The sequence below is a fragment of the Metapseudomonas resinovorans genome, assembly GCF_002003485.1.
GTDB lineage: Bacteria > Pseudomonadota > Gammaproteobacteria > Pseudomonadales > Pseudomonadaceae > Metapseudomonas > Metapseudomonas resinovorans_D.
Window position 1 is genome coordinate 29469 of sequence record NZ_BDMA01000050.1, and the last position, 24796, is coordinate 54264.

Here is a 24796-nt window from a genome sequence, read left to right on the forward strand (position 1 = left end):
CCATGTCCCGCGTTACCCTGAGTCGCTACCTGATCGAGCAGACCAGAAGCCACAACACCCCTGCCGATCTGCGCTTCCTCATCGAGGTTGTCGCGCGCGCCTGTAAGGAAATCAGCCATGCGGTGTCCAAGGGCGCGCTGGGCGGCGTGCTCGGCAGCATGGGCACCGAGAACGTGCAGGGCGAAGTGCAGAAGAAGCTGGACGTGATGTCCAACGAAATCCTGCTGGAAGCCAACGAATGGGGCGGTCACCTGGCCGGCATGGCCTCCGAGGAAATGGACAACGCCTACCAGATCCCCGGCAAGTACCCGAAGGGTGCCTACCTGCTGGTATTCGACCCGCTGGACGGCTCCTCCAACATCGACGTCAACGTGTCGGTGGGCACCATCTTCTCCGTGCTGCGCTGCCCTGATCAGTACCTGTCGCAGAACGACAGCCTGGACGAGAAGGCCTTCCTCCAGCCGGGTACCAAGCAAGTGGCCGCCGGCTACGCCATCTACGGTCCGCAGACCATGCTGCTGCTGACCCTGGGCGACGGCGTGAAGGGCTTCACCCTGGATCGCGAGCTGGGTTCCTTCGTGCTCACCCACGACAACATCCGCGTACCGGAAACCACCGCCGAGTTCGCCATCAACATGTCCAACCAGCGCCACTGGGAAGCCCCGGTGAAGCGTTACGTCAGCGAAATGCTGGCCGGCAAGGAAGGCGAGCTGGGCAAGAACTACAACATGCGCTGGATCGCCTCCATGGTGGCCGACGTGCATCGTATCCTCACTCGCGGTGGCATCTTCATGTACCCCTGGGACGCCCGTGAGCCGGAAAAGCCCGGCAAGCTGCGCCTGATGTACGAGGCCAACCCGATGTCCTTCATCATCGAACAGGCCGGCGGCGCCTCCACCGATGGTCGTCGGCGCATCCTCGACATCGAGCCGACCTCCCTGCACCAGCGCGTGCCGGTCTTCCTGGGTTCCAAGGAAGAAGTCGCCCGCGTCACCGGTTACCACCAGGAGTAACCCATGCAGCCGTGGCAGCCGTTGCTGGACTGGTGGTTCGGCCCCGAGGCCTCCGCCAGCCAGGTCGCCGCGGCGCGCCAAGGTCTGTGGTTCGGCAAGAAAGACCATCAGGACGCCGAAGCCCGCGAGCGCTTCGGTGGCCTGGTCGAACAGGCACTGGAAGGCGGTCTCGCCGACTGGGTCGCACAGCCGGACGGCTGGTTGGCGCTGGTGCTGTTGCTGGATCAGTTGCCCCGCATGCTGTTCCGCAACGACCCGCGTAGTTTCGCCGGCGACGCCCGCGCCCAGGCGCTGGTCGCTGACGGCCTGGCTCGCGGCCTGGACCGGCATCTCAGCCCGATTCGCCAGGTGTTCATCTGCCTGGTACTGGAGCACGCCGAGGACCTCGCCAGCCAGGAGCGCGCGCTGTACCGCTACCGCCTGCTGCTGGATGGCGCCGATGCCGCCGAGCGGGCGCTGTTCGAGAACTTCCTCGATTTCTCCGAGCGCCATCGGGTAGTCATCGCCCGCTTCGGCCGCTTTCCCCATCGCAACGCGGTACTCGGTCGCGTTTCCAGCGACGAAGAAAGCTCATTCCTGCGGGAACCCGGTTCGCGCTTCTAGAATCGAATGGAACAATCTTGCGACCCGCCCTGTCCGGCGGGCGCGTTCCATCCGCCAAGGAGTGCTTCATGTCGCTGCGTATCCTCGCCCTCTTGTCCTGCTGCCTGGTGCTGACCGCCTGCAACAAGCTCAACCAGGAGAACTATTCCAAGCTCAAGTCCGGCATGACCAAGGCCGAGGTGGAGCAGTTGCTCGGCAGCCCGACCGAGTGCTCCGGCGCCGTGGGCTTCACCAGCTGCACCTGGGGTGACGAGAAGACCTTCGTCAGCGTGCAATACGCTGGCGAGAAGGTGCTGATGTTCTCCGGCAAGGGGCTCAAGTGAAACCCGCTGGCGCGCTGCTGGCGGCTCTGCTGCTGGCCGGCTGCGCCAGCCATGGCGACGCGCCCGTGCCGCCGCGCACCGTGTCAACGGTGGACCTCACACGCTACCAGGGCACCTGGTACGAGTTGGCGCGATTGCCGATGTTCTTCCAGCGCGATTGCGCCCAGTCCGAAGCCCGCTACAGCCTGCAAGGTGACGGCGACCTGGACGTGCTGAACCGCTGCCGGACCCTCGATGGGGACTGGAAAGAAGCACACGGCAATGCCGTGCCCCAGGTGGAAGGGCGCACCGATAAGCTCTGGGTGCGTTTCGACAACTGGTTCTCCCGGCTCCTGCCGGGCGTCGCCAAGGGTGAGTACTGGGTGCTGTACCTGGACGACGACTACCGCACCGCCGTGGTAGGCAATCCGGATCGCAAGTACCTCTGGCTGCTGTCGCGCACGCCGGTGGTATCGGAGAAGACCCGTGAGCAGTTGCTGGAAGTGGCGGAAGAGCAGGGGTATGACACGGACCGGCTGATCTGGCGCACGCCGGACAGCTCCCTCACCCCCGTCCCCTCTCCCTGAAGAGGAGAGGGGTGACTCGCGCCTGATACCACGAAGTCCACCAGCGACTCCGAGTCATACGAGGCATTGAACCTACCGTTGGCACGGAAAAGCTCCCCTCGCCCTTCAGGGAGAGGGGCGGGGGGAGAGGGCGGTTTGGGTTAGCGCAAGACGTCCCGCAACACCCCGGCAAACGCTTTCGCAGTCTCCACTTCGGCCGCATGCCGGCCTTCCCGCACCACCCATTTCCCCGCCACCATCACATCGCGCACCTGACGGTCGCCGCCGGCAAACAGCCAGCGGTTGAGCAGGGCGTCGCCTTCGGCGGTGGCGAGGTAGGGGTCGTTGCCATCCAGCACCAGCCAGTCGGCGCGCTTGCCTACTTCCAGGGCGCCTACTGGCTGGCCGAGGGCCTGGGCGCCGCCGGCCAGGGCCGCATCGAACAGGGTACGGCCGACCTGGGGCTGATCGGCGCGATAGAGGCGGTTGCGACGCTGGTCGCGCAGGCGCTGGCCGTACTCCAGCCAGCGCAGTTCCTCCACCACGCTGACCGACACATGGCTGTCGGAGCCGATGCCGAGGCGACCGCCTTGGGCGAGGAAGTCCACCGCCGGGAAAATACCGTCACCCAGGTTGGCCTCGGTGGTCAGGCAGAGACCGGCCACCGCGCCGCTGGACGCCATGGATGCCACTTCGTCCGGCTCTGCATGGGTAGCGTGGACCAGGCACCAGCGCTCATCCACCGGGGCATTCTCGTAAAGCCACTGCAAGGGACGGCGGCCGCTCCAGGCCAGGCAATCGGCCACTTCCTTTTGCTGTTCGGCGATATGGATGTGGATGGGGCGCGTGCCCTGTTCCGCAGCCAGCACCGCGTTGATCTGTTCAGGCGTTACCGCGCGCAGCGAGTGGAAGCACAGGCCCAGGCGCTGGTTGGGCCGGCGGGCGATTTCCGCCTGGAGGCGTTCCTGCAGGGCCAGGTAGCTGTCGGTGCTGTTGATGAAGCGACGCTGCCCGTCATTCGGTGCCTGACCGCCAAAGCCGGCGTGGCTGTAAAGCACCGGCAGGAGGGTGAGGCCGATGCCGGCATCGCGGGCGGCCTGGCTGACCTGCAGGGACAGCTCGGCGGGGTCGGCATAGCGGCGGCCATCGACATCGTGGTGCACGTAGTGGAACTCGGCGACGCTGGTGTAGCCGGCCTTGAGCATCTCGATATAGAGCTGCCGGGCGATGATCCCGACCTGCTCCGGCGACAGCCGGCCCACCAATCGGTACATCAGGTCGCGCCAGGTCCAGAAGCTGTCATTGGGATTGCCCGCCACCTCTGCCAGTCCGGCCATGGCGCGCTGGAATGCATGGGAGTGCAGGTTCGGCATGCCCGCCAGAACCGGGCCTTGCAGACGTTCGGCTCCGGCCGCGTCGGCATCGGCCAGGACCTGCTGGATCAGGCCGTCGGAGGAGACTTCGAAGCGGACGTTGCGCGCCCAGCCCTGCGGCAGCAAGGCACGTTCGGCGAAGAATGCGGACATGGTGAGGGGCCCCTGGATGGGTGGTTTTATTTGTATATACATATACAGACGTTTGCGTGTAACGTAAACTCACCGTCAGTCGCGCACTTGTCTGGAGTTGTCGAATCCGGTACATGCCGGTGACGGGCGCCACGTTCCGGGCACCGCCAGTCCTGCCTCTTCGCCGACAAGGAGAATCTCGTGTCCAGTTCGCCTACAGCGCCTTCCTCGCTGGCCGCCCAGATGGGGGAAACCCCCGCGCCGCTCTATGCCCGCGTCAAACAGATGATCAGCCAGCAGATCCAGAGTGGAGCCTGGCCGCCGCACTATCGCGTGCCGTCCGAGAGCGAGCTGGTCAACGAGTTGGGCTTCAGCCGTATGACCATCAACCGCGCGCTACGCGAGCTGACCGCCGAAGGCTTTCTGGTGCGCATGCAGGGCGTCGGTACCTTCGTCGCCGAGCCGAAGGGCCAGTCGGCCCTGTTCGAAGTGCACAACATCGCCGAAGAGATCGCCGCCCGTGGCCATCGCCATCACTGCGTGGTGGTCAGCCTGGTGGACGAGGTGGCGGGTCCTGAGCGGGCGCTGGCGCTCGACCTGCGCGAAGGACAACGCGTGTTCCATTCGCGCATCGTGCACTTCGAGAACGATGTGCCAGTGCAGATCGAAGACCGCTTCGTGAATCCCGCGGTCGCCCCCGATTACCTGAAGCAGGACTTCACTCGCCAGACCCCCTATGCCTACCTGTCCAGTGTGGCGCCATTGACCGAGGGTGAGCATGTGGTCGAGGCCATCCTGGCCGACGCGGACGAGTGCAAGCTGCTGCAGATCGAGCGCGGTGAGCCCTGCCTGCTGATCCGCCGTCGTACCTGGTCCGGACGCAATACCGTGACCAGCGCGCGCCTGCTCTATCCCGGTTCCCGCTACCGCCTCGAAGGACGTTTCGGTTCATGACCCAATCCCGCCTGCTGCGTGCCGCCGACTACCCCCGTATGCCGTGGAAGAACGGCGCCGGTTCCACCCTGGAAATCGCCCGCGATGCCGGCGACGGTCTCGACGGCTTCGGCTGGCGGTTGTCCATTGCCGACGTCGGCGAGTCGGGTGGTTTTTCCGCCTTCACCGGCTACCAGCGGGTGATCACGGTGCTGGAAGGCGCCGGCATGCGCCTTGCGGTGGATGGGCAGCAATCCCGCGACCTGACCGCCCTCGACGCCTTCGCCTTCGATGGCGACAGCACGGTGCATTGCGAGCTGATCGACGGCCCGATCCGCGACTTCAACCTCATCTATTCGCCCCAGCGCTATGCAGCTCGTCTGCAGTGGCTGCGGGTCGATGGCGAACACAAGCTGTTCAGTGCTGCCAGCACCTTGCTGCTGTTCGCTGCCGAAGCAGGAACGAGCCTGGTGATCGATGGCCAGGCATCCGAGGCGCTGGGCCGCCATGACTGCCTGCATATCGAAGCATCCGGCGCGCTGGCCGAGCTGAAGCTGGATGGCAAGGGCGCCTGCTGCCTGATCGAGCTGACGCCACGCCAAGGGATGAAGCCAATCCGGTAGGGTGCGCCATGCGCACCGGCGGTTTGACGGGGTGCAGAGGCTGATCCTGACGTCGGTGCGCACAGCGCACCCTACGGCCAGCTTGGCGAATGAATTCGCCCCTACAGATAACCTGCTCCATAGCTCCATTGGCGGGCACGACCGCGCCACAGGGTCTACACCTAACCTGTCGCCTGCCACGCCTCTCGGAGCTGCCCCATGCCACGCCACAGCGTCCTCGCTGCCATCGCCCTGTCGCTGGTGCTACCCGCCTCAGCCTCAGCTGCCGAATGTCCCTATCCCAAACCCGTGGTGCTGGCTGGGCTGAACTGGGAAAGCGGCATGTTCACCACCGAAGTGCTGCGCTACCTGCTGGAAAAGGGCTACGGCTGCAAGACCGATGTGCTGCCGGGTAACACGCTGACCATGGAGAACGCCCTGCGGCAGAACGATATCCAGGTGATCGCCGAGCAGTGGGCCGGACGCAGCGAGTTGTGGCGCAAGGCCGAGGCAGCAGGCGAAGTGTTCGCCGTGGGCGAGCCGGTCAAGGGTGCCACCGAAGGTTGGTGGGTGCCGGATTACCTGGTGAAAGGGGAGGGCGCCCCCGCTGCCGACCTGCGTTCGGTGAACGACCTGCCGCGCTTCAAGGTGCTGTTCAAGGACCCGGAGTCGCCCGGCAAGGGGCGCTTCTACAACTGCCCAACGGGTTGGACCTGTGAAGGGGTCAATACCCAGAAGCTGAAAGCCTACGGCCTGGAAGACAGCTATGTGAACTTCCGCACCGGAACCGGACCGGCGCTGGATGCGGCCATCACATCAGCGATCCGCCAGCGCCAGCCGATTCTTTTCTACTACTGGTCGCCGACGCCGCTCATGGGTCGCTATCAACTGGTGCAGCTGGAGGAGCCGCCTTTCGACCAGAAGGCCTGGGAAACCCTGATCGACCCGAACAACCCCAAGCCCATTGGCTCCCGCTCGCTGCCGGCGAAAATCTCCATCGGCGTATCCCGCGAGCTGCATGAAAAGGCACAGCCCCTGGTGGACGCTTTCGCCAAGCTGGAAATCCCACTGCCCTTGTTCAACGGCATTCTGGCGCGCATGGCGGAGGAACATGCCGAGGCTGCGCCCGTGGCCGTCGACTTCTATCGCCAGCATCGCGATGTCTGGTCGCGCTGGGTGCCGGCGGACGTCGCGCAGCGAATCGATGCCTCCTTGAAGTAGTTGTTACCTAAGGCCCCAGTTAGGGGCGCGCCTGCTTCGAAAGCGGGCGCTTCCCCGTCGCGGTAACAGTTTTTCCGCTGTCTGCTTCTTCACTTGTCTATACATCTTGTCGCGCTGCGCCCCTTGTGCCGCAAGGCTTTCCCCTCCCTTTGCCACTCGCCTGAACGGATTTGGCCCCTGGCTTGCATATGCTTGTATGTACAAGTTTATATGTGTGCAGATGTGCACTGCTTTTCCCGCGCAGTCAGGCAGTAACGTTGCCACCGCAACCACCCTACGAGGAGCCAGGCATGACCAAATTCCGTGACACCGAAATCCGCGCCCCGCGTGGCAACAAGCTGAACGCCAAGAGCTGGCTGACCGAAGCGCCGCTGCGCATGCTGATGAACAACCTCGACCCCGAGGTGGCGGAGAACCCGAAGGAACTGGTGGTGTATGGCGGCATCGGCCGTGCCGCGCGCAACTGGGAGTGCTACGACAAGATCGTCGAGTCCCTGAAGGAACTGAACGAAGACGAAACCCTGCTGGTGCAATCCGGCAAGCCGGTCGGCGTCTTCAAGACCCACGCCAACGCCCCGCGCGTGCTGATCGCCAACTCCAACCTGGTTCCCCATTGGGCGACCTGGGAACACTTCAACGAGCTGGACGCCAAGGGCCTGGCCATGTACGGCCAGATGACCGCCGGCAGCTGGATCTACATCGGTAGCCAGGGCATCGTCCAGGGCACCTATGAAACCTTCGTCGAGGCTGGCCGCCAGCACTACAACGGCAACCTCACCGGTCGCTGGGTGCTCACCGCCGGTCTCGGCGGCATGGGCGGCGCCCAGCCCCTGGCCGCGACCCTGGCCGGCGCCTGCTCGCTGAACATCGAATGCCAGCAGACCAGCATCGACTTCCGCCTGCGCAGCCGCTACGTCGACGAGCAGGCCACCGACCTGGACGACGCCCTGGCGCGCATCGCCAAGTACACCGGCGAAGGCAAGGCGATCTCCATCGCCCTGCTGGGTAACGCCGCTGAAATCCTGCCGGAACTGGTGCGCCGTGGCGTCCGTCCGGACATGGTCACCGACCAGACCAGCGCCCACGACCCGCTCAACGGTTACCTGCCGATCGGCTGGAGCTGGGAGCAGTACCGTGACCGCGCGAAGACCGAACCGGCCGCCGTGGTCAAGGCTGCCAAGCAGTCCATGGCTGTCCACGTACAGGCCATGCTGGACTTCCAGAAGATGGGTGTGCCCACCTTCGACTATGGCAACAACATCCGCCAGATGGCCAAGGAAGAGGGCGTGGCCAATGCCTTCGACTTCCCCGGCTTCGTCCCGGCCTACATCCGTCCGCTGTTCTGTCGCGGCATCGGCCCGTTCCGCTGGGCCGCGCTGTCCGGTGATCCGCAGGACATCTACAAGACCGACGCCAAGGTCAAGGAGCTGATCCCGGACGACGCCCACCTGCACCGCTGGCTGGACATGGCCCGCGAGCGCATCAGCTTCCAGGGCCTGCCGGCGCGTATCTGCTGGGTTGGCCTGGGCCTGCGCGCCAAGCTCGGCCTGGCCTTCAACGAGATGGTCCGCAGCGGTGAGCTGTCCGCGCCCATCGTCATCGGCCGCGATCACCTGGACTCCGGCTCGGTCTCCAGCCCGAACCGCGAAACCGAGGCCATGCAGGACGGTTCCGACGCCGTTTCCGATTGGCCGCTGCTCAACGCCCTGCTGAACACCGCTAGCGGCGCGACTTGGGTGTCCCTGCACCACGGCGGTGGTGTGGGCATGGGCTTCTCCCAGCACTCGGGCATGGTCATCGTCTGCGACGGTACTGACGAAGCCGCGGCACGCATCGCCCGCGTCCTCACCAACGACCCAGGCACCGGCGTGATGCGCCATGCCGATGCCGGTTACCAGATCGCCATCGACTGCGCCAAGGAACAGGGCCTGAACCTGCCGATGATCACCGGAAAACGCTGAGATCGAGGCTCATGCGCAGGTGCAATGCCCAACGCACTCCAAGACCTGGTTGTCCATTGCAGCGCCAGGTCGGAAGCGGAGCGCATGATGTCACCTGCGAATCCATGAACCTGAGCAAGTTAGCCAGCGGCACTTGAATCGGGTACTCAAAACGGGATGCGACCTGATCGTCGCATCCACTTTTTAAAGCACGTCGCCAGCGGAAGGCGGCGGCGGACAAGGTCGAGAGGCGGCCAAGGAGAACCTCGATGAATATGAATCTGAAACCCGGCCAACTGACCCTGGCCGACCTGCGCAAGGTGTACCAGCAGCCCCTGCGGCTGACCCTGGACGCCAGCGCCGGCAAGGCCATCGACGCTAGCGTTGCCTGCGTCGAGAGCATCATCGCCGAAGGCCGTACCGCCTACGGCATCAACACCGGCTTCGGCCTGCTGGCGTCGACCCGGATCGCCCCGGCCGACCTGGAAAAACTGCAGCGCTCTCTGGTGCTGTCCCACGCCGCCGGTGTTGGCGAAGCGCTGGACGACGCCATGGTGCGCCTGATCATGCTGCTCAAGGTGAACAGCCTTGCACGTGGGTTCTCCGGCATCCGTCGCAAGGTGATCGACGCGTTGATCGCCCTGATCAACGCCGAGGTCTATCCGCACATCCCGCTGAAAGGCTCGGTAGGCGCTTCCGGCGACCTCGCGCCCCTGGCGCATATGTCCCTGCTGCTGCTCGGCGAAAGCAAGGCGCGTCACAAGGGCCAGTGGCTGCCGGCCACTGAGGCCCTGGCCGTTGCCGGGCTTGAGCCGCTGACCCTGGCCGCCAAGGAGGGCCTGGCCCTGCTCAACGGCACCCAGGTCTCCACCGCCTATGCCCTGCGCGGCCTGTTCGAGGCCGAGGATCTGTTCGCCGGCGCCACCGTCTGCGGCGGTCTCAGCGTCGAAGCCATGCTCGGTTCCCGTGCACCCTTCGATGCGCGCATCCATGCCGCCCGTGGCCAGCGCGGCCAGATCGACGTGGCAGCTGCCTACCGTGAACTGCTCACCGCCAGCAGCGAAATCGCCCGCTCCCATGAGAAGTGCGACAAGGTGCAGGACCCGTACTCCCTGCGCTGCCAGCCGCAAGTCATGGGCGCCTGCCTGACCCAGTTGCGCCAGGCTGCCGAGGTGCTGGAGATCGAATCCAATGCGGTTTCCGACAACCCGCTGGTGTTCGCCGAAGAGGGCGATGTGATCTCCGGCGGCAACTTCCACGCCGAGCCGGTGGCCATGGCCGCTGACAACCTGGCGCTGGCCATTGCGGAGATCGGCTCGCTGTCCGAGCGTCGTATCTCGCTGATGATGGATATGCACATGTCCCAGCTGCCGCCCTTCCTGGTGGAAAACGGCGGGGTCAACTCCGGCTTCATGATCGCCCAGGTCACCGCCGCCGCCCTGGCCAGCGACAACAAGGCCCTGTCCCACCCGGCCAGCGTCGACAGCCTGCCTACCTCGGCCAACCAGGAAGACCACGTGTCCATGGCGCCGAACGCCGGCAAGCGTCTCTGGGCCATGGCCGAAAACGTGCGCGGCATCCTCGCCATCGAATGGCTGGGCGCCTGCCAGGGCCTGGACTTCCGCACCGGCCTGAAGAGTTCGCCGAAGCTCGAAGAAGCCCGCGGCCTGCTGCGCGCCAAGGTCTCCTACTACCAGGAGGACCGCTTCTTCGCCCCTGACATCGAAACGGCAAGTGACCTGCTGGCCAGCGGCTGCCTGAACGCGCTGGTCCCGGCAAAGCTGCTGCCGAGCCTGTGAACCTGAAGTAGGGAGCGGGAGGGTGGGGCGCGTGTGTCCTGCCCAGGTCGGGAAGACCGCAACTGCTTGAGGTGCCCGGGAACGATCACGAGTCGGGACCGGTCGTCAAAACAACAATTGCCAGTCACTGGCACCGGGAGCCGGCACAACCGGCTTCTGTCGATGAACGAACTGCCTTAACCCTTACCAAGTTTCAGGAGCGTCGGAACATGCAATTCAAGAAGCGAGTGTTGGGCCTGATGTGTGCTGCGGGTCTGCTGGCCGGAGGAGCTTCCGCCCAGGCGGCGGGCTGGTGTGAATCCGGCAAACCGGTGAAGTTCGCCGGGCTTAACTGGGAAAGCGGCATGTTGCTCACCGACGTGCTGCAACTGGTGCTGAAGAATGGTTACGGCTGCGAGACCGACAGCCTGCCGGGCAACTCCATCACCATGGAGCAGGCCCTGGGCAACAACGACATCCAGATCTTCGCCGAGGAATGGATCGGCCGCAGCGACGCCTGGAACAAGGCCGCGTCCGCCGGCAAGGTGGTGGGCGTGGGTGCACCGATCGTCGGCGCTACCGAAGGCTGGTACGTACCGCGCTATGTGATCGAGGGCGATGCCAAGCGCGGCATCGAGGCCAAGGCGCCGCAGCTCAAGTCCATCGCCGACCTGGGCCAGTACGCCGAACTCTTCCGCGACCCGGAAGAGCCGGGCAAGGGCCGCTTCTACAACTGCCCGGCCGGCTGGACCTGCGAGCTGGACAACAGCGAAATGCTGAAGAGCTACGGCCTGGAAGAGAAGTTCACCAACTTCCGGCCCGGCACCGGCCCAGCCCTGGATGCAGCCGTGTTGTCGAGCTATCGCCGTGGCGAGCCTATTCTTTTCTATTACTGGTCGCCGACGCCGCTGATGGGCCAGGCGGACCTGGTCAAGCTGGAGGAGAAGCCCGGCGAGGACAAGAGCGTGACCATCCAGGTCGGCCTGTCCAAGACCTTCCATGACGAGGCCCCGGAACTGGTGGCCGTGCTGAAGAAGGTCAACCTGCCGATCGACCTGCTGAACCAGAACCTGGCGAAGATGGCCAAGGAGAAGATGGACTCGGCCGACCTGGCCAAGGTTTTCCTCAAGGAGCACCCGGAGGTGTGGCACGCCTGGGTCAGCGAGGATGCGGCGAAGAAGATCGAAGCCGCCCTCTGAGGCTGAGGCAGTCCCCCTATCACGGCCCGCTCCTCGGACGGAGGAGCGGGTTCACCACCTGACCGGAGCGAGCTATGTTCCCCGAACGCTTCACCTTCTCCATCGCTGACTGGGTCAATGGCTGGGTAGACAGCCTGGTGACCAACTACGGCGATGTATTCCGCCATATCTCCGACACCCTGCTCTGGGCCATCGTCTATCTGGAAGGCATCCTGCGCGCCACGCCCTGGTGGCTGGTGCTGATCGTGGTCGCCGGGATCTCCTGGCACGCCACCCGGCGCATCCTGCCGACAGTGGTGATCGCTGGCCTGCTGTTCCTCGTGGGCGCCGTGGGGCTCTGGGACAAACTGATGCAGACCGTGGCGCTGATGCTAGTGGCCACCTTCATTTCGGTGCTGATCGGCATTCCGCTGGGCATCCTCGCGGCCCGCAGCGACCGCCTGCGTGCGGTGCTGATGCCACTGCTGGACATCATGCAGACCATGCCCAGCTTCGTGTACCTGATTCCGGTGCTGATGCTCTTCGGCCTGGGCAAGGTGCCGGCCATCTTCGCCACCGTGATCTACGCCGCGCCGCCGCTGATCCGCCTGACCGACCTCGGTATCCGCCAGGTGGATGGAGAGGTGATGGAAGCCATCAACGCCTTCGGGGCCAACCGTTGGCAGCAGCTGTTCGGCGTGCAGTTGCCGCTGGCCATGCCGAGCATCATGGCCGGTATCAACCAGACCACGATGATGGCCCTGTCGATGGTGGTAATCGCTTCCATGATCGGCGCCCGTGGCCTCGGCGAGGACGTCCTGGTGGGCATCCAGACCCTCAACGTCGGCAAGGGCCTCGAAGCGGGCCTGGCCATCGTCATCCTGGCCGTGGTCTTCGACCGCATCACCCAGGCTTACGGCCGTTCGCGGCACGCAGCCAGCAAATGAGTGGCGAGAACATGAGCAAGATCGTCGTCAAGAACGTATTCAAGATCTTCGGCCAGCGCGCCGACGAGGCCCTGGCGCTGATCCAACAGGGCAAGAGCAAGGCGGACGTGCTGTCCAACACCGGCTGCGTGGTCGGGGTCAACGACCTGTCGCTGTCCATCGGCGCGGGTGAGATCTTCGTGATCATGGGCCTGTCCGGTTCCGGCAAATCCACCCTGGTGCGCCACTTCAATCGCCTGATCGACCCCACCAGCGGGCAGATCCTGGTCGATGGTGAAGACATCCTGCGCTACGACATGGAAGAGCTGCGCGAATTCCGCCGTAAGAAGATCAGCATGGTGTTCCAGAGCTTCGGCCTGCTGCCGCACAAGTCGGTGATCGACAACGTCGCCTACGGCCTCAAGGTACGCGGCGAGACCAAGGAATACTGCCTGGAGCGTGCCCAGCACTGGATCACCACGGTGGGCTTGAAGGGCTACGAGAAGTCCTACCCGCACCAGCTCTCCGGCGGCATGCGCCAGCGCGTCGGCCTGGCTCGGGCGCTGGCCTCGGACACCGACATCATCCTCATGGACGAAGCCTTCAGCGCCCTCGACCCGCTGATCCGCGCCGACATGCAGGAGCAGCTGCTGGAACTGCAGAAGACCCTGCAGAAAACCATCGTCTTCATCACCCATGACCTCGACGAGGCCGTACGCATCGGCAACCGCATCGCCATCCTCAAGGACGGTCAGCTGATCCAGGTCGGCACGCCGAAAGAGATCCTCCACCAGCCAGCGGACGACTACGTCGACCGCTTCGTCCAGCGCCGCGTGGCCAATCTGTAAGGAACAGCTGAATGTCGTTACCCGAGAAAGTCCTGCTGGGCGATTCGCCGTTGAACTGGCGCCAGGTGGTGGCGGTGGCGCGCCACGGCGCGCGCCTGGAGTTGACGCCTTCCGCCTGGGCGCGCATCGACAATGCCCGCGGCATTGTCGATCGCATTGTCGAGCGGGGCGAGCGCGCCTACGGGATCAGCACCGGTCTCGGTGCGCTCAGCGAGGTCGTGCTGACCGCCGAGCAGTTCGCCACGATGTCCCGCAACACCTTGCTCAGCCACGCCTGCGGTGTCGGCCCGGTGCTGGCCGACGAGCAGACCCGCGCCATCATCTGCTGTGCCATCGCCAACTACAGCCATGGTCGTTCCGGCCTGCAGCGCGCTGTAGTGGAAGCACTGCTGGCTCTGCTGGAGCGCGGCATCACCCCACAGGTGCCGTCCCAGGGTTCAGTGGGCTACCTGACCCATATGGCCCACGTTGGCATCGCCCTGCTTGGTGTCGGCGAAGTGAGCTATCGCGGTCAGGTGGTGCCCGCAGCCGAAGCGCTGGCGGCCGAAGGCCTCGAACCCGTGCGCCTGGGTGCCAAGGACGGGCTCTGCCTGGTCAACGGCCTGCCTTGCATGACCGGCCTGACCTGCCTGGTGCTGGACGACGCCGAGCGCCTGATGCGTTGGGCGGACGTGATCGGCGCCATGAGTTTTGAAGCCCTGCGCGGACAGATCGCCGCCTTCGACCCGGACATCATCGCCCTCAAGCCGTACCCCGGCGTGCAGGCGGTGGGCGCCAACCTGCTGGCCCTGCTCGCGGGCAGCGAGGTGGTCGCCGCCAGCCAGGGCATCCGTACCCAGGACGCCCTGAGCATCCGCTCCATCCCGCAGGTGCATGGCGCCTGCCGTGATCAGCTGGCCCATGCCGCGAAGCAGGTGGATACCGAACTGGCATCGGCCAACGACAATCCGCTGCTGCTGGGGACCCCGGACAGCTACAAGATCGTTTCCCAGGCCAACCCCCACGGAGAATCGGTGGCCATGGCGGCGGACCTGCTGGCCATCGCCGTGGCCGAGCTTGGCGGCATCGCCGAGCGCCGCCTGGATCGCCTGGTCAACCCGCTGGTCAGCGGCCTGCCGGCATTCCTGGTGAGCCAGCCCGGGGTCAACTCGGGAATGATGATCGCCCAGTACGTCGCCGCCGCCCTGGTCGGGGAAAACCGTCAGCTGGCGCAGCCGGCCGTTGTGGATAACTTCGTCACCTCCGGCCTGCAGGAAGACCACCTGAGCCTCGGCACCAGTGCCGCCCTCAAGCTGGGCAAGGCGGTGGAGAACTGCCGCCGTATCCTTGCCATCGAATATCTGTTTGCCGCCCAGGCTTTCGAGTTCCACAAGCCCAGGGGCTTCGGTGTCGGCACATCGGCCGCGTGGGAAACCCTGCGCGAACAGGTGCCGGCTTATGACCAGGACCGTTGGCTGGCACCGGACATCGCCCGTGCCGCCGACCTGCTGCGTGACGGTGCTGCGTTGGAAGGGATTTCCGTTCGCACCGGAGGCCTGCAATGAAACACCTCTGGCACAACTGCCACGCCGCCACCATGCGAGGCGGCAAGTACTCGATCATCGAAGACGCCGTGCTGCTGACCTACGCAGGGCGCATCGAGTGGATCGGCCCACGCGATGAACTGCCGGCCATCCCCTACGATGTCGAAGTCGATCTCGGCGGTGCCTGGCTGACCCCGGGACTGATCGACTGCCACACGCACCTGGTGTTCGGCGGTGACCGCAGCCGCGAGTTCGAACAGCGTCTGGAAGGCGTCAGCTACGCCGAGATTGCCGCCCAGGGCGGCGGCATCGCCAGCACCGTGCGCGCCACCCGCGAGGCCAGCGAGGAGGAGCTCCTGGAGAGCGCCAGCCGTCGTGCGCGCCAGCTGCTGCGCGACGGCGTCACCACCCTGGAGGTGAAGTCCGGTTACGGCCTGGACCTGGCCAGCGAGCGCAAAATGCTGCGGGTCGCCAGGCGCCTGGGCGAGACCCTGCCGATCACCGTGCGCGCCACCTGCCTGGCGGCTCACGCCCTGCCGCCGGAATATGCCGGCCGCGCCGATGATTACATCGACCACATCTGCAACGAGATGCTGCCGGCGCTTGCCGATGAAGGGCTGGTGGACGCGGTGGACGCCTTCTGCGAACACCTGGCGTTCTCTCCGGCCCAGGTGGAACGCGTCTTCAAGGTCGCAAAGACACTCGGGTTGCCAGTGAAACTGCATGCCGAGCAACTGTCCTCCCTGCACGGTTCCGCCTTGGCGGCGCGCTATCAGGCTCTGTCGGCAGACCACCTGGAATACATGACCGAGGACGACGCCATCGCCATGGCCAAGGCCGGCACCGTTGCCGTGCTGCTGCCAGGCGCCTTCTTCCTGCTGCGGGAAACCCAGCTGCCGCCCATCGATGCCCTGCGCAAGCACGGTGTCGCGATGGCGGTATCCACCGATCTCAACCCCGGTACGTCCCCGGCGCTGTCGCTGCGGATGATGCTGAACATGGCCTGCACCTCCTTCCGCCTGACTCCAGAGGAAGCGCTGGCCGGCGCCACGTTGCACGCCGCGAAGGCCCTGGGCCTGGCCGACAGCCACGGCAGCCTGGAGAACGGCAAGGTGGCCGACTTCATCGCCTGGGACATCCAGCGCCCGGCGGAACTCGCCTACTGGCTGGGCGGCGACGTGCCCAAGCGGGTGATTCGACATGGACAGGAGATCGACTGTGGATAACGTACTGAACTTCAGTCGCGGCGACGCTCCGTTGCTGATCAGCATGCCGCACCCCGGTACCCACCTGACCCCCGCGGTGGAAGCCGGGATGGTGGAAGCGGGCTGGGACCTCACCGACACCGATTGGCACATCCCGCGCCTCTACGACTTCGCCACCGAGCTGGGGGCGAGCACGCTGGCGGCGCAGTATTCGCGCTATGTCATCGACCTGAACCGCCCAGCCGACGACAAGCCGCTCTATGCCACCGCCACCACCGGCCTCTATCCCGCGACGCTGTTCGATGGCGAGCCGTTGTACCGTGAGGGTGAAGAACCTTCCGCGGCGGAGAGGGCGCGCTACCTGGCAGGCATCTGGACCCCCTATCACCAGACCATCCATGACGAACTGGCGCGGATGAAGGCCGAGTTCGGCTACGCCATGCTGTTCGACGCCCACTCCATCCGTTCCTTCGTCCCGCGCCTGTTCGATGGCCGCTTGCCGGACTTCAACCTCGGCACCAACGCCGGGGCCAGCTGCGATCCGGGCCTGGCCGATGCCCTGGTGGCGGTTTGCGCCGAGGCGGAGGACTACAGCCACGTGCTCAATGGCCGCTTCAAGGGTGGTCACATCACCCGCCACTACGGCCAGCCGGACCAACACATCCATGCCGTGCAACTGGAGCTCGCTCAGTGCACCTACATGGACGAGCAGGTGCCCTTCGACTACCGCGAAGACCTCGCGGCGCCGACTCAGGCCGTGTTGAATCGCTTGCTGCAGGCGATGCTGGCGTGGGGGCAGCAGCGCTACGGCCGCTGACCTCCCTGGCAGGCAACGGCGAGCGCCGTCGTTGCCTCAAAGGGCGCGGAGGAAATTCAGCATCAGGCTGCTGACTTCCTCCGCCCGCTCCTGTTGAACCCAGTGCCCGGCGCCATTGAGCAGGTGGCAGCCGCGTAGCCCAGGCAGCGTTCGCGGGAACGCGGCGATCAACTGGGGAATCACCGGGAAACCGAGCACCGAGTCCCGGGTTCCAGCCATGAACAGCGACGGCTGGCGGATGATGCCGCCGCGCCACGGTGCCATGAGCTCGCTGGACAGGCGCATGGTCCGGTACCAGTTCAGCCCGCCGCGAAAGCCGGTGTGCCGGAAAGCCTGCACGTAGTAGTCGAGGTCGTCTTCACTGAGCCAGGCTGGCAGCACATCGGGTTCCTCCATGTGCCCCAGGAAGCCCTGGCCGGGTTGCAAGCGCCCGAATGCCGGCAGGCCCTGCCAATCACCGGAACCGCAGAAGAGCATTCGACGGAAGGTTGCGCTGACATCCCACTCCAGTTCGGCTTCCGCCACGCCAGGGGCCTGGAAGTACTGCAGGTAGTAATCATGGATACCCCGGTCTTCCAGCACCTTGAGGATGTCCGTCGGGTCGGGAGGCGCGAAGGGCACGCTCATGCCGATCACCGCGCGAAACAGGTCCGGTCGCACCAGGGCGGCGGCCCAGGCCACCATGGCCCCCCAGTCGTGCCCGACGATGACCGCCTGGCGCTCCCCAAGCACCCGCACGAGGTCCACCATGTCCCCGACCAGGTGCAGCCTGGAGTAGGCCTCCACGGCTTGCGGGGCGTCGGTTCCGCCGTAGCCGCGCATGTCCGGGGCGACCACCCTGAAGCCGGCCGCCGCGAGGGCATCGAGCTGGTGCCGCCAGGCGTACCACAGCTCCGGGAAGCCGTGGCACAGCAGCACCAGGGGCCCTTCGCCCTGCATCGCGACGCGCATGCGGATGCCGTTGACGGTGAGGGTTTCCAGTGTCGGAGCGGGCATTTTCACAACGGCCGCTCAGGCGAGCAGTGCCATCAGCCGGGGCAGGTTCACCGCTGCCTGCTGCCGGGCGAGGGTCAGTTCGTGGAGCAGGGCGTGGCGCCCGCTGTCGTCCGGCCGGACGTCGCGTACCACGGTGGTCATCAGGAACAGGCGGGAGCTGAACAGCCACTGGGTCAGGGTCTGGTTTTCTCGCCAGCGCTGGAAGTTGCCCAGGTAGACGCCCCAGACCCTGAGCCAGTCCTCCGGAACCCGTGGCACCGGCACCGGTTGGCAGCAGGCGTTCTTGGCTGCGTCGTCGGGCAGGTGGCATTCGACGTAGGCGATCAGGGCGGCTGAAAACACCGGCTGGTTGTTGCTGACGAAAGTCAGATTGATCCTGTTCCCGTCGAACACCTGCGCCACCTTCCATCCGGCCAGGGCTCTGGCACTGCAGTCGATGAACAGGGCTCCCACGGGCACCTCGACGCTGCCGCCTTCCAGCAGGACCTTACCCGGCTCTATCGCCTCGACATGACCCAACCGCACCTTGTGTCCGATGCCGCGCAGAGCGCTCAGCTCGCTCCGGGTGACGGTGGCGCCGCGATAGGCGCCAGGCGTGACGGACGGATCGATCCGCAGCAGCTGGCCCGATTGTTCAAGCCGGTCGAACAGGTCTGCGAGCGAGGTGGCGGTGGCGAGGGCCGAGTACTGCGCTGTGACGCCACGCACGCACTGCTCGAAGAACTCGAGGCCGGGTTGCAAGGTGGCGCGATCCACCAGCCAGGGATCGCTGGGCATGATCCAGTGAATCGATCCCGGCGCCACGCCGTTCTGCAGCAGCCACAGGCAGGTATCGATGCCAGTCTTGCCGGAGCCAACCACCACGTAGGCGGGATGTGGCTGGCGGATCTGTGGCAGCTCGTTGGGTGGCACGCAGGTTACCCCGGCGGCGACCCGGTATTTCGGCGGATGAGTAGAAGGCACCTGGGTCTGGGCATGGGTGGCATCGACCACTTTCCGTCGTACCTGCACCCGATACTCAGTGCCGCCAAGCAGGGAAACGAAACGATGGTCCGCCGCGCGATCCCCGACGTAATCGCACATGGGGAAGTAGCGCACCCGACCCGACGGCAGGAAACGCTGGTTCATCACCTGCTCGTAGTAGCTGAGGATTTCCGCGCTGGAGGCCAATTCGTAGAGGTTTTCCCCCAGCGCGGAGCTGTCTTTCTTCCCACTGCCCAACTCACGGGAATTCACGCCGTAGCAGGCCGAGGGCTGGTGAAGCCGGACGAAGGGGTAGGCGTCGTTCCAGTGGCCGCCGGGTTGGGCGTGGCGGTCCACCATCAGCACAGTGGCGTCGGACTCGCTGAGCAAAGTGTCGACGAAGGCCATCGCTGCAGCGCCGGCGCCGATCACCAGGTAGTCGGTTTCCAACGGGTCCGGGTGCATGGCGACTGTCCTCGCGAAAGTGGAAGCCCCCAAAACCCCAAGGCTAGCCCCGTGAACCCGGCACTCCAGATCAAGAGCTGATTGCGACGATAGCCAAGGGCTCTACCGCTGCAACCCCAGGTGACGGATCACCACCTCCTCGGCCGTCACCCGTTCCCACACATCGTCCAGCAGCTCGGCCGGGTAGAAGGGCAGGGCGGCAAGCGCCTCGCGGCTGATCCAGCCCACTTCCCGGATCTCGAACTCGTCGCCACCCAGGCCGTTGAGATTGGCCAGGCTGAGTTCGCCGCGCCAGGCGTCGATCCGGTAGAACAGTTCCATATGGAAGCGCCCCATGGCCGGTTCGGAGAATTCGCGGACGTAGACCAGCGGGCCGACGTCCACGTCGAGTCCGGTTTCTTCCCTGAACTCACGGCGGACCGTATCGCGGGTGCATTCGTCGCTGACCGATTCGAAGCCGCCGCCTGGCGGGATCCAGTAGGTATCGTCGCCGACCACGTGCTTGACCAGCAGGATGCGACCCTCGTGTACCAGCAGCCCGGCGGCGCGGATGCGATGGGTGAGCGGCGCGCTCATTGCCAGTCCATCCGGGCGAGCTTCCACTCACCGTCTTCCAGCCACCATTCCAGCTTCACCCCGTAATGGCGTGCGCTGTCGGGAATCAGCCCCTCGGCACCCGTGAGGGCCACCTGGGCGTCCGTGTAGCCTTTTTCGCGGTAGGTCGGGTCTAGGCTGTTCGCCTTGCTGAGGGCGAGCACGCTGACATTCTTGTGGCGCATGAACAGCAGGGTCATGGTGCGCTTGGCCCAGTCGCGATCGTTCTGTTGCTGGGCAATGAACTGCGGGTGCAACTGCTCCAGCACCGCAGCGGTTTTCTTCGCTTCGAGGTTGTCCTGCAGTTGTTGCACCGCCGCATCCAGCTCCGCTGCCGGGTCGTTCCGGCCACAACCGGCTAGGATTGCCAGAACGCATAGCGTTGGCAGCGCGAACTTCCTGAGTAGCATGCTGAACTCCTTTTTCCTCGTTATGATGCCCGGCAGATTAAAAGGCCGGACTCGCCCAGGAGTCGACCTTTCGCACAGATTCGGGAGCCAAGAATGCAGACTTTGTATCCGGAGATAAAACCCTACGCCCGGCACGAGCTGGCGGTGGATGCGCCGCACGTGCTCTACGTGGACGAGAGCGGCACGCCGGAAGGGCTGCCGGTGGTATTCATCCACGGTGGCCCGGGAGCCGGCTGCGACGCTCTGAGCCGGCGCTTCTTCGATCCGAATCTGTACCGCATCGTCACCTTCGACCAGCGTGGCTGCGGCCGCTCTACGCCCCATGCGAGCCTAGAAAAGAACACCACCTGGGACCTGGTGGCGGACCTCGAACGCATTCGCCAGCACCTCGGGATCGACAAGTGGGTCCTGTTCGGCGGCTCCTGGGGTTCCACTCTGTCCCTGGCTTATGCCCAGGCGCACCCGGATCGCGTACTCGGCCTGATCCTGCGCGGCATCTTCCTGTGCCGTCCGCAGGACTTCGAGTGGTTCTACCAGGAAGGCTGCAGCCGCATATTCCCGGACTACTGGGAGGATTACCTGGCGCCGATCCCGGCCGAGGAACATGGCGACCTGATGCAGGCCTTCTACAAGCGCCTGACTGGCCCTGACCAGATCGCCCAGATGCACGCCGCCAAGGCCTGGTCCACCTGGGAGGGCCGCACCGCTACCTTGCGCCCGAGCGCGCCGGTGGTGGAACGGTTCAGCGAACCGATGCGCGCCCTGTCCATTGCCCGTATCGAATGCCACTACTTCGTCAACAACGCCTTCCTCGAACCCAACCAGTTGCTCCGCGACATGCCGCGCATCGCGCACCTGCCGGGCGTGATCGTGCACGGCCGCTATGACGTCATCTGCCCCCTGGACAACGCCTGGGCGCTGCACAAGGCCTGGCCGAACAGCGAGCTGCAGATCGTTCGGGACGCGGGTCACGCCGCATCCGAGGCCGGCATCACCGATGCCCTGGTGCGCGCCTCCAACCAGATGGCGCGCCGCCTGCTGGAACTGCCGCCCGAGGAAGACGCCTGATGAAGGCACTGCTGCAACGGGTCAGTGCCGCCCGCGTCGAGGTGGAAGGTGAAGTGGTCGGGGCCATCGACCAGGGCCTGCTGGTGCTGGTCGGCGTCGAGCCCCAGGACACCGAGGCCAGCGCCGACAAACTACTGCACAAACTGGTCAACTACCGCGTATTCGCCGATGCCGAGGGCAAGATGAACCTGTCCCTCGGCGCGGTCGGTGGCGGGCTGTTGCTGGTATCCCAGTTCACCCTGGCCGCCGATACCAAGAGCGGCCTGCGCCCCAGCTTTTCCACCGCAGCATCCCCGGCGCGCGGTGAGGAGCTGTTCGATTATCTGGTGGAGCAGGCCCGCCTCAAGCATCCACAGGTCGCCACTGGCCGCTTCGGCGCCAACATGCAGGTGCACCTGGTCAACGACGGACCGGTCACTTTCCTGCTCGAAAGCTGAGCTGGCCCGATATCTGCTTCCTGCGACTCGCCATCCACGAAGATGCGGTTTAGCATGCGCGCCATGCCCCGTCGTTCGTGGGCTGCACAACAACAACGAGCTGCCCCATTGGCAGGCTGTTGAAACGCTACCTGCGTTGCCGAGGCGTCGCCTCGACTGCGTCGTTAACGTTTCTCAACGAGCCGCCCCATTAGGAGAAAGAATGAAAAAGCTTCTCGCGTCACTGCTGTTCGCCGCCAGCGCACTGACTGGCCTGGCCCACGCCGGCATGGTCGATGATGCAGTCAAGCGCGGCACCCTGCGTGTCGGCATGGACCCGACCTACATGCCCTTCGAAATGACCAACAAGCGCGGTGAGATCATCGGCTTCGAAGTCGACCTGCTCAAAGCCATGGCCAAGGCCATGGGCGTGAAGCTGGAACTGGTGTCCACCAGCTACGACGGCATCATCCCGGCCCTGCTGACCGACAAGTTCGACATGATCGGTTCCGGCATGACCCTGACCCAGGAGCGCAACCTGCGCATCAACTTCTCCGAGCCCTTCATCGTGGTCGGCCAGACCCTGCTGATCCGCAAGGAGCTGCAAGGCGAGATCAAGTCCTACAAGGACCTGAACGATGCCAAGTACCGCATTACCTCCAAGATCGGTACCACCGGCGAGATGGTCGCCAAGAAGCTGATCTCCAAGGCCCAGTACCACGGCTTCGACAACGAGCAGGAAGCGGTGATGGACGTGGTCAACGGCAAGGCCGACGCCTTCATCTACGACGCCCCGTACAACGTGGTTGCCGTGAACAAGGCCGGTGCGGGCAAGCTGGTGTTCCTGGAAGAGCCCTTCACCTTCGAACCCCTGGCCTACGGCCTGAAGAAGGGTGACTACGACAGCATCAACTGGGTCAACAACTGGCTGAACCAGATCCGCCACGACGGCACCTACGATCGCATCCACACCAAGTGGTTCAAGAAGAACGACTGGCTGAAAGAGATGGAATAAGGCCGCGCCGGCTTCAGGGCCGCGTTGGTTATGACAGGCCCGGCCCACAAGGCCGGGCCTGCCTTTTGTTACCCGCCATGAGCGAGATTTCCCGTGACTAGAAAACATCGCCGTAACTGGCCCTGGCACATCCTGACCGGTCTGATCCTGGTCGTGGTGGGCTGGGGACTCTGGTACTCCACCTCACTGATTTCCTACGAATGGCGCTGGAATCGCGTGCCCCAGTACTTCGCCTACCAGGCGGAGGAAAGTCAGCGCGCTGCCGATTACGGCACCGTCAGCGCCATCGCCGACGCCGGTGACAACGCCCGCGTGACCCTGACCGCCGAGGGCGGTGAGGAACAGGTGCTGGAAGTCGCTCGTGACAGCCTGCAGGTGAGCCAGGGCGATGATGTTTCCGAAGGCGACCAGATCGGTGTGACTCGCCACTGGGCCGCCGGCCCTCTGCTCTGGGGCCTCTGGACCACCCTGTGGATTTCCGTGGTATCCGGCGCTTTCGGCCTGGTGATCGGCCTGTTCACCGGCCTCTGCCGCCTGTCCAGCAACCCCACCCTGCGCGACCTGTCCACCGTCTACGTCGAGCTGGTGCGCGGTACGCCGCTGCTGGTGCAGATCTTCATCTTCTACTTCTTCATCGGCACCGTGCTGAACCTCTCCCGCGAGTTCGCCGGGGTGGCGGCGCTGGCGCTGTTCACCGGCGCCTACGTCGGCGAGATCGTCCGCGCTGGCGTGCAGTCCATCGCCCGTGGCCAGAACGAGGCGGCACGCTCCCTGGGCCTGACCGCCGGCCAGTCCATGCGCCACGTGATCCTGCCGCAGGCGTTCAAGCGCGTGCTGCCGCCGCTGGCCGGGCAGTTCATCAGCCTGGTCAAGGACACGTCGCTGGTGTCGGTCATCGCCATCACCGAACTGACCAAGAGCGGCCGCGAGGCAATCACGACCTCCTTCTCCACTTTCGAGATCTGGTTCTGCGTCGCCGGGCTGTACCTCGTCATCAACCTGCCGCTGTCGCAAATCGCCAGCCGTCTGGAGCGGAGGCTCGGGAAAAGTGATTGAAGTCCGAAACCTGGTGAAAGTCTTCGATGCCCGCGGCCATGAAGTGCGGGCTGTGGATAACGTCACCACGCAGGTGAAGCGTGGCGAAGTGGTGGTGGTGATCGGCCCGTCGGGCTCCGGCAAGTCCACCTTCCTGCGCTGCCTCAACGGCCTGGAGGAGCTGGATTCCGGTTCGGTGAGCATCGACGGCGTCGACCTCGCCAACCCGAAGACCGACGTGAACGCCTACCGCCGCGAAGTGGGCATGGTGTTCCAGCACTTCAACCTGTTCCCGCACATGACCGTGCTGGAAAACCTCTGCCTGGCCCAGAAGGTCGTGCGCAAGCGCGGCAAGGCCGAACGCGAGGCCAAGGCCCAGGCGCTGCTGACCAAGGTCGGCATCGCGCAGAAGGCCCATGAGTACCCCTCGCGCCTGTCCGGCGGCCAGCAGCAGCGCGTCGCCATTGCCCGGGCCCTGTGCATGGAGCCCAAGGTGATGCTGTTCGACGAGCCCACCTCGGCGCTCGACCCGGAAATGGTCGGTGAAGTGCTGGACGTGATGAAGCAGCTCGCCCAGGAAGGCATGACCATGGTCTGCGTGACCCACGAAATGGGCTTTGCCCGTGAAGTGGCCGACCGGGTGCTGTTCTTCGATCATGGCAAGCTGTTGGAAGACGCGCCTCCGGCGCAGTTCTTTGACAAGCCCCAGGACCCGCGTGCGCAGAGCTTCCTGCGGCAGGTGCTCTGATCGGAATGCTTTGGGCCGCTGCGCGGCCCTTGGCGAATGAATTCGCCCCTACAGGGTTTGCGCTGCGCTAGGCACCGGCACAGACAGCCCCCTCTCCCTCCGGGAGAGGGTTGGGGTGAGGGCCGC

Annotated in this window: 25 protein-coding genes; 20 read left to right on the forward strand and 5 right to left on the reverse strand. The window is 65.1% G+C overall.

Annotation, left to right across the window (positions count from 1 at the left end):
- Positions 1-2 precede the first annotated feature (2 nt).
- The 4 genes from MnOB_RS13280 to MnOB_RS13295 all read left to right on the forward strand — a co-directional run bounded on the left by MnOB_RS13280 (position 3) and on the right by MnOB_RS13295 (position 2505).
- Entirely contained in the window at positions 3-1013 is a 1011-nt protein-coding gene (locus tag MnOB_RS13280) for a class 1 fructose-bisphosphatase (protein ID WP_077524697.1), read from the forward strand.
- Positions 1014-1016: 3 nt separating this feature from the next.
- Positions 1017-1616 carry a DUF924 family protein gene (locus MnOB_RS13285; RefSeq protein WP_077524698.1) on the forward strand — a complete coding sequence of 200 codons (600 nt, stop codon included), beginning with the start codon at positions 1017-1019 and terminating at the stop codon, positions 1614-1616.
- Positions 1617-1684: 68 nt separating this feature from the next.
- Entirely contained in the window at positions 1685-1939 is a 255-nt protein-coding gene (gene bamE / locus MnOB_RS13290) for an outer membrane protein assembly factor BamE domain-containing protein (RefSeq protein ID WP_077524699.1), read from the forward strand.
- Complete coding sequence (locus MnOB_RS13295; RefSeq protein WP_077524700.1) at positions 1936-2505, forward strand: lipocalin family protein; 570 nt, start codon at positions 1936-1938, stop codon at positions 2503-2505. The genes bamE and MnOB_RS13295 overlap by 4 nt, the downstream gene beginning before the upstream one ends.
- A 140-nt stretch (positions 2506-2645) precedes the next feature.
- Here the strand turns inward: MnOB_RS13295 and MnOB_RS13300 are convergent, their stop codons facing one another.
- Positions 2646-4010: a formimidoylglutamate deiminase gene (locus tag MnOB_RS13300; protein WP_077524701.1), complete on the reverse strand. Its 1365-nt coding sequence runs from the start codon at positions 4008-4010 to the stop codon at positions 2646-2648.
- A gap of 222 nt (positions 4011-4232) precedes the next feature.
- Here MnOB_RS13300 and hutC point away from each other — a divergent pair, with 222 nt between their 5' ends.
- The 11 genes from hutC (at position 4233) to hutG (ending at position 16960) form a co-directional block, all read left to right on the forward strand.
- Complete coding sequence (gene hutC, locus MnOB_RS13305; protein ID WP_077524800.1) at positions 4233-4943, forward strand: histidine utilization repressor; 711 nt, start codon at positions 4233-4235, stop codon at positions 4941-4943.
- Complete coding sequence (locus tag MnOB_RS13310; RefSeq protein ID WP_077524702.1) at positions 4940-5545, forward strand: HutD/Ves family protein; 606 nt, start codon at positions 4940-4942, stop codon at positions 5543-5545. Before hutC ends, MnOB_RS13310 begins: the two co-directional genes overlap by 4 nt.
- A gap of 198 nt (positions 5546-5743) precedes the next feature.
- Entirely contained in the window at positions 5744-6745 is a 1002-nt protein-coding gene (locus MnOB_RS13315) for an ABC transporter substrate-binding protein (protein ID WP_077524703.1), read from the forward strand.
- A gap of 290 nt (positions 6746-7035) precedes the next feature.
- The gene (hutU, locus tag MnOB_RS13320) at positions 7036-8706 is read left to right on the forward strand and encodes a urocanate hydratase (protein ID WP_077524704.1); all 1671 of its coding nucleotides are present in this window, start codon (positions 7036-7038) and stop codon (positions 8704-8706) included.
- Between the two features lie 248 nt (positions 8707-8954).
- A complete protein-coding gene (hutH, locus tag MnOB_RS13325) occupies positions 8955-10484 on the forward strand; it encodes a histidine ammonia-lyase (protein WP_077524705.1) in 1530 nt (509 codons plus the stop codon).
- A gap of 209 nt (positions 10485-10693) precedes the next feature.
- Positions 10694-11662: an ABC transporter substrate-binding protein gene (locus tag MnOB_RS13330; RefSeq protein ID WP_077524706.1), complete on the forward strand. Its 969-nt coding sequence runs from the start codon at positions 10694-10696 to the stop codon at positions 11660-11662.
- Positions 11663-11736: 74 nt separating this feature from the next.
- A complete protein-coding gene (locus MnOB_RS13335) occupies positions 11737-12588 on the forward strand; it encodes an ABC transporter permease (RefSeq protein WP_077524707.1) in 852 nt (283 codons plus the stop codon).
- Complete coding sequence (locus MnOB_RS13340; RefSeq protein ID WP_077524708.1) at positions 12585-13415, forward strand: quaternary amine ABC transporter ATP-binding protein; 831 nt, start codon at positions 12585-12587, stop codon at positions 13413-13415. Before MnOB_RS13335 ends, MnOB_RS13340 begins: the two co-directional genes overlap by 4 nt.
- A gap of 11 nt (positions 13416-13426) precedes the next feature.
- Complete coding sequence (locus MnOB_RS13345; RefSeq protein ID WP_077524709.1) at positions 13427-14959, forward strand: HAL/PAL/TAL family ammonia-lyase; 1533 nt, start codon at positions 13427-13429, stop codon at positions 14957-14959.
- Positions 14956-16164: an imidazolonepropionase gene (hutI, locus tag MnOB_RS13350; protein ID WP_077524710.1), complete on the forward strand. Its 1209-nt coding sequence runs from the start codon at positions 14956-14958 to the stop codon at positions 16162-16164. Before MnOB_RS13345 ends, hutI begins: the two co-directional genes overlap by 4 nt.
- A complete protein-coding gene (gene hutG / locus MnOB_RS13355; protein ID WP_077524711.1) occupies positions 16157-16960 on the forward strand; it encodes an N-formylglutamate deformylase in 804 nt (267 codons plus the stop codon). Before hutI ends, hutG begins: the two co-directional genes overlap by 8 nt.
- Positions 16961-16996: 36 nt before the next feature.
- Here hutG and MnOB_RS13360 read toward each other — a convergent pair whose 3' ends face one another.
- The 4 genes from MnOB_RS13360 to MnOB_RS13375 form a co-directional block, all read right to left on the reverse strand.
- A complete protein-coding gene (locus MnOB_RS13360) occupies positions 16997-17956 on the reverse strand; it encodes an alpha/beta fold hydrolase (RefSeq protein ID WP_077524712.1) in 960 nt (319 codons plus the stop codon).
- A 15-nt stretch (positions 17957-17971) separates the two neighbouring features.
- Positions 17972-19384: an NAD(P)/FAD-dependent oxidoreductase gene (locus MnOB_RS13365; RefSeq protein ID WP_077524713.1), complete on the reverse strand. Its 1413-nt coding sequence runs from the start codon at positions 19382-19384 to the stop codon at positions 17972-17974.
- A gap of 102 nt (positions 19385-19486) precedes the next feature.
- Positions 19487-19960, reverse strand: coding sequence for an NUDIX domain-containing protein (locus tag MnOB_RS13370; protein ID WP_077524714.1), 474 nt, complete (start codon positions 19958-19960; stop codon positions 19487-19489).
- The gene (locus tag MnOB_RS13375; RefSeq protein WP_077524715.1) at positions 19957-20388 is read right to left on the reverse strand and encodes a hypothetical protein; all 432 of its coding nucleotides are present in this window, start codon (positions 20386-20388) and stop codon (positions 19957-19959) included. The genes MnOB_RS13370 and MnOB_RS13375 overlap by 4 nt, the downstream gene beginning before the upstream one ends.
- A 93-nt stretch (positions 20389-20481) precedes the next feature.
- Between MnOB_RS13375 and pip the strand changes: the two genes are divergently transcribed.
- From pip to MnOB_RS13400, 5 genes are all read left to right on the forward strand, one after another.
- The gene (gene pip / locus MnOB_RS13380; RefSeq protein ID WP_077524716.1) at positions 20482-21456 is read left to right on the forward strand and encodes a prolyl aminopeptidase; all 975 of its coding nucleotides are present in this window, start codon (positions 20482-20484) and stop codon (positions 21454-21456) included.
- Positions 21456-21893 (forward strand): D-aminoacyl-tRNA deacylase, encoded by a 438-nt coding sequence (dtd, locus tag MnOB_RS13385; protein ID WP_077524717.1) that lies wholly within the window; start codon positions 21456-21458, stop codon positions 21891-21893. Before pip ends, dtd begins: the two co-directional genes overlap by 1 nt.
- A gap of 202 nt (positions 21894-22095) precedes the next feature.
- Positions 22096-22887 carry a transporter substrate-binding domain-containing protein gene (locus tag MnOB_RS13390; protein WP_077524718.1) on the forward strand — a complete coding sequence of 264 codons (792 nt, stop codon included), beginning with the start codon at positions 22096-22098 and terminating at the stop codon, positions 22885-22887.
- Between the two features lie 93 nt (positions 22888-22980).
- On the forward strand, positions 22981-23943 hold the full coding sequence (locus tag MnOB_RS13395) for an amino acid ABC transporter permease (protein ID WP_077524719.1): 963 nt from the start codon (positions 22981-22983) through the stop codon (positions 23941-23943).
- Positions 23936-24670, forward strand: a complete 735-nt coding sequence (locus tag MnOB_RS13400) for an amino acid ABC transporter ATP-binding protein (RefSeq protein WP_077524720.1) — start codon at positions 23936-23938, stop codon at positions 24668-24670. Before MnOB_RS13395 ends, MnOB_RS13400 begins: the two co-directional genes overlap by 8 nt.
- Positions 24671-24796: the final 126 nt, after the last annotated feature.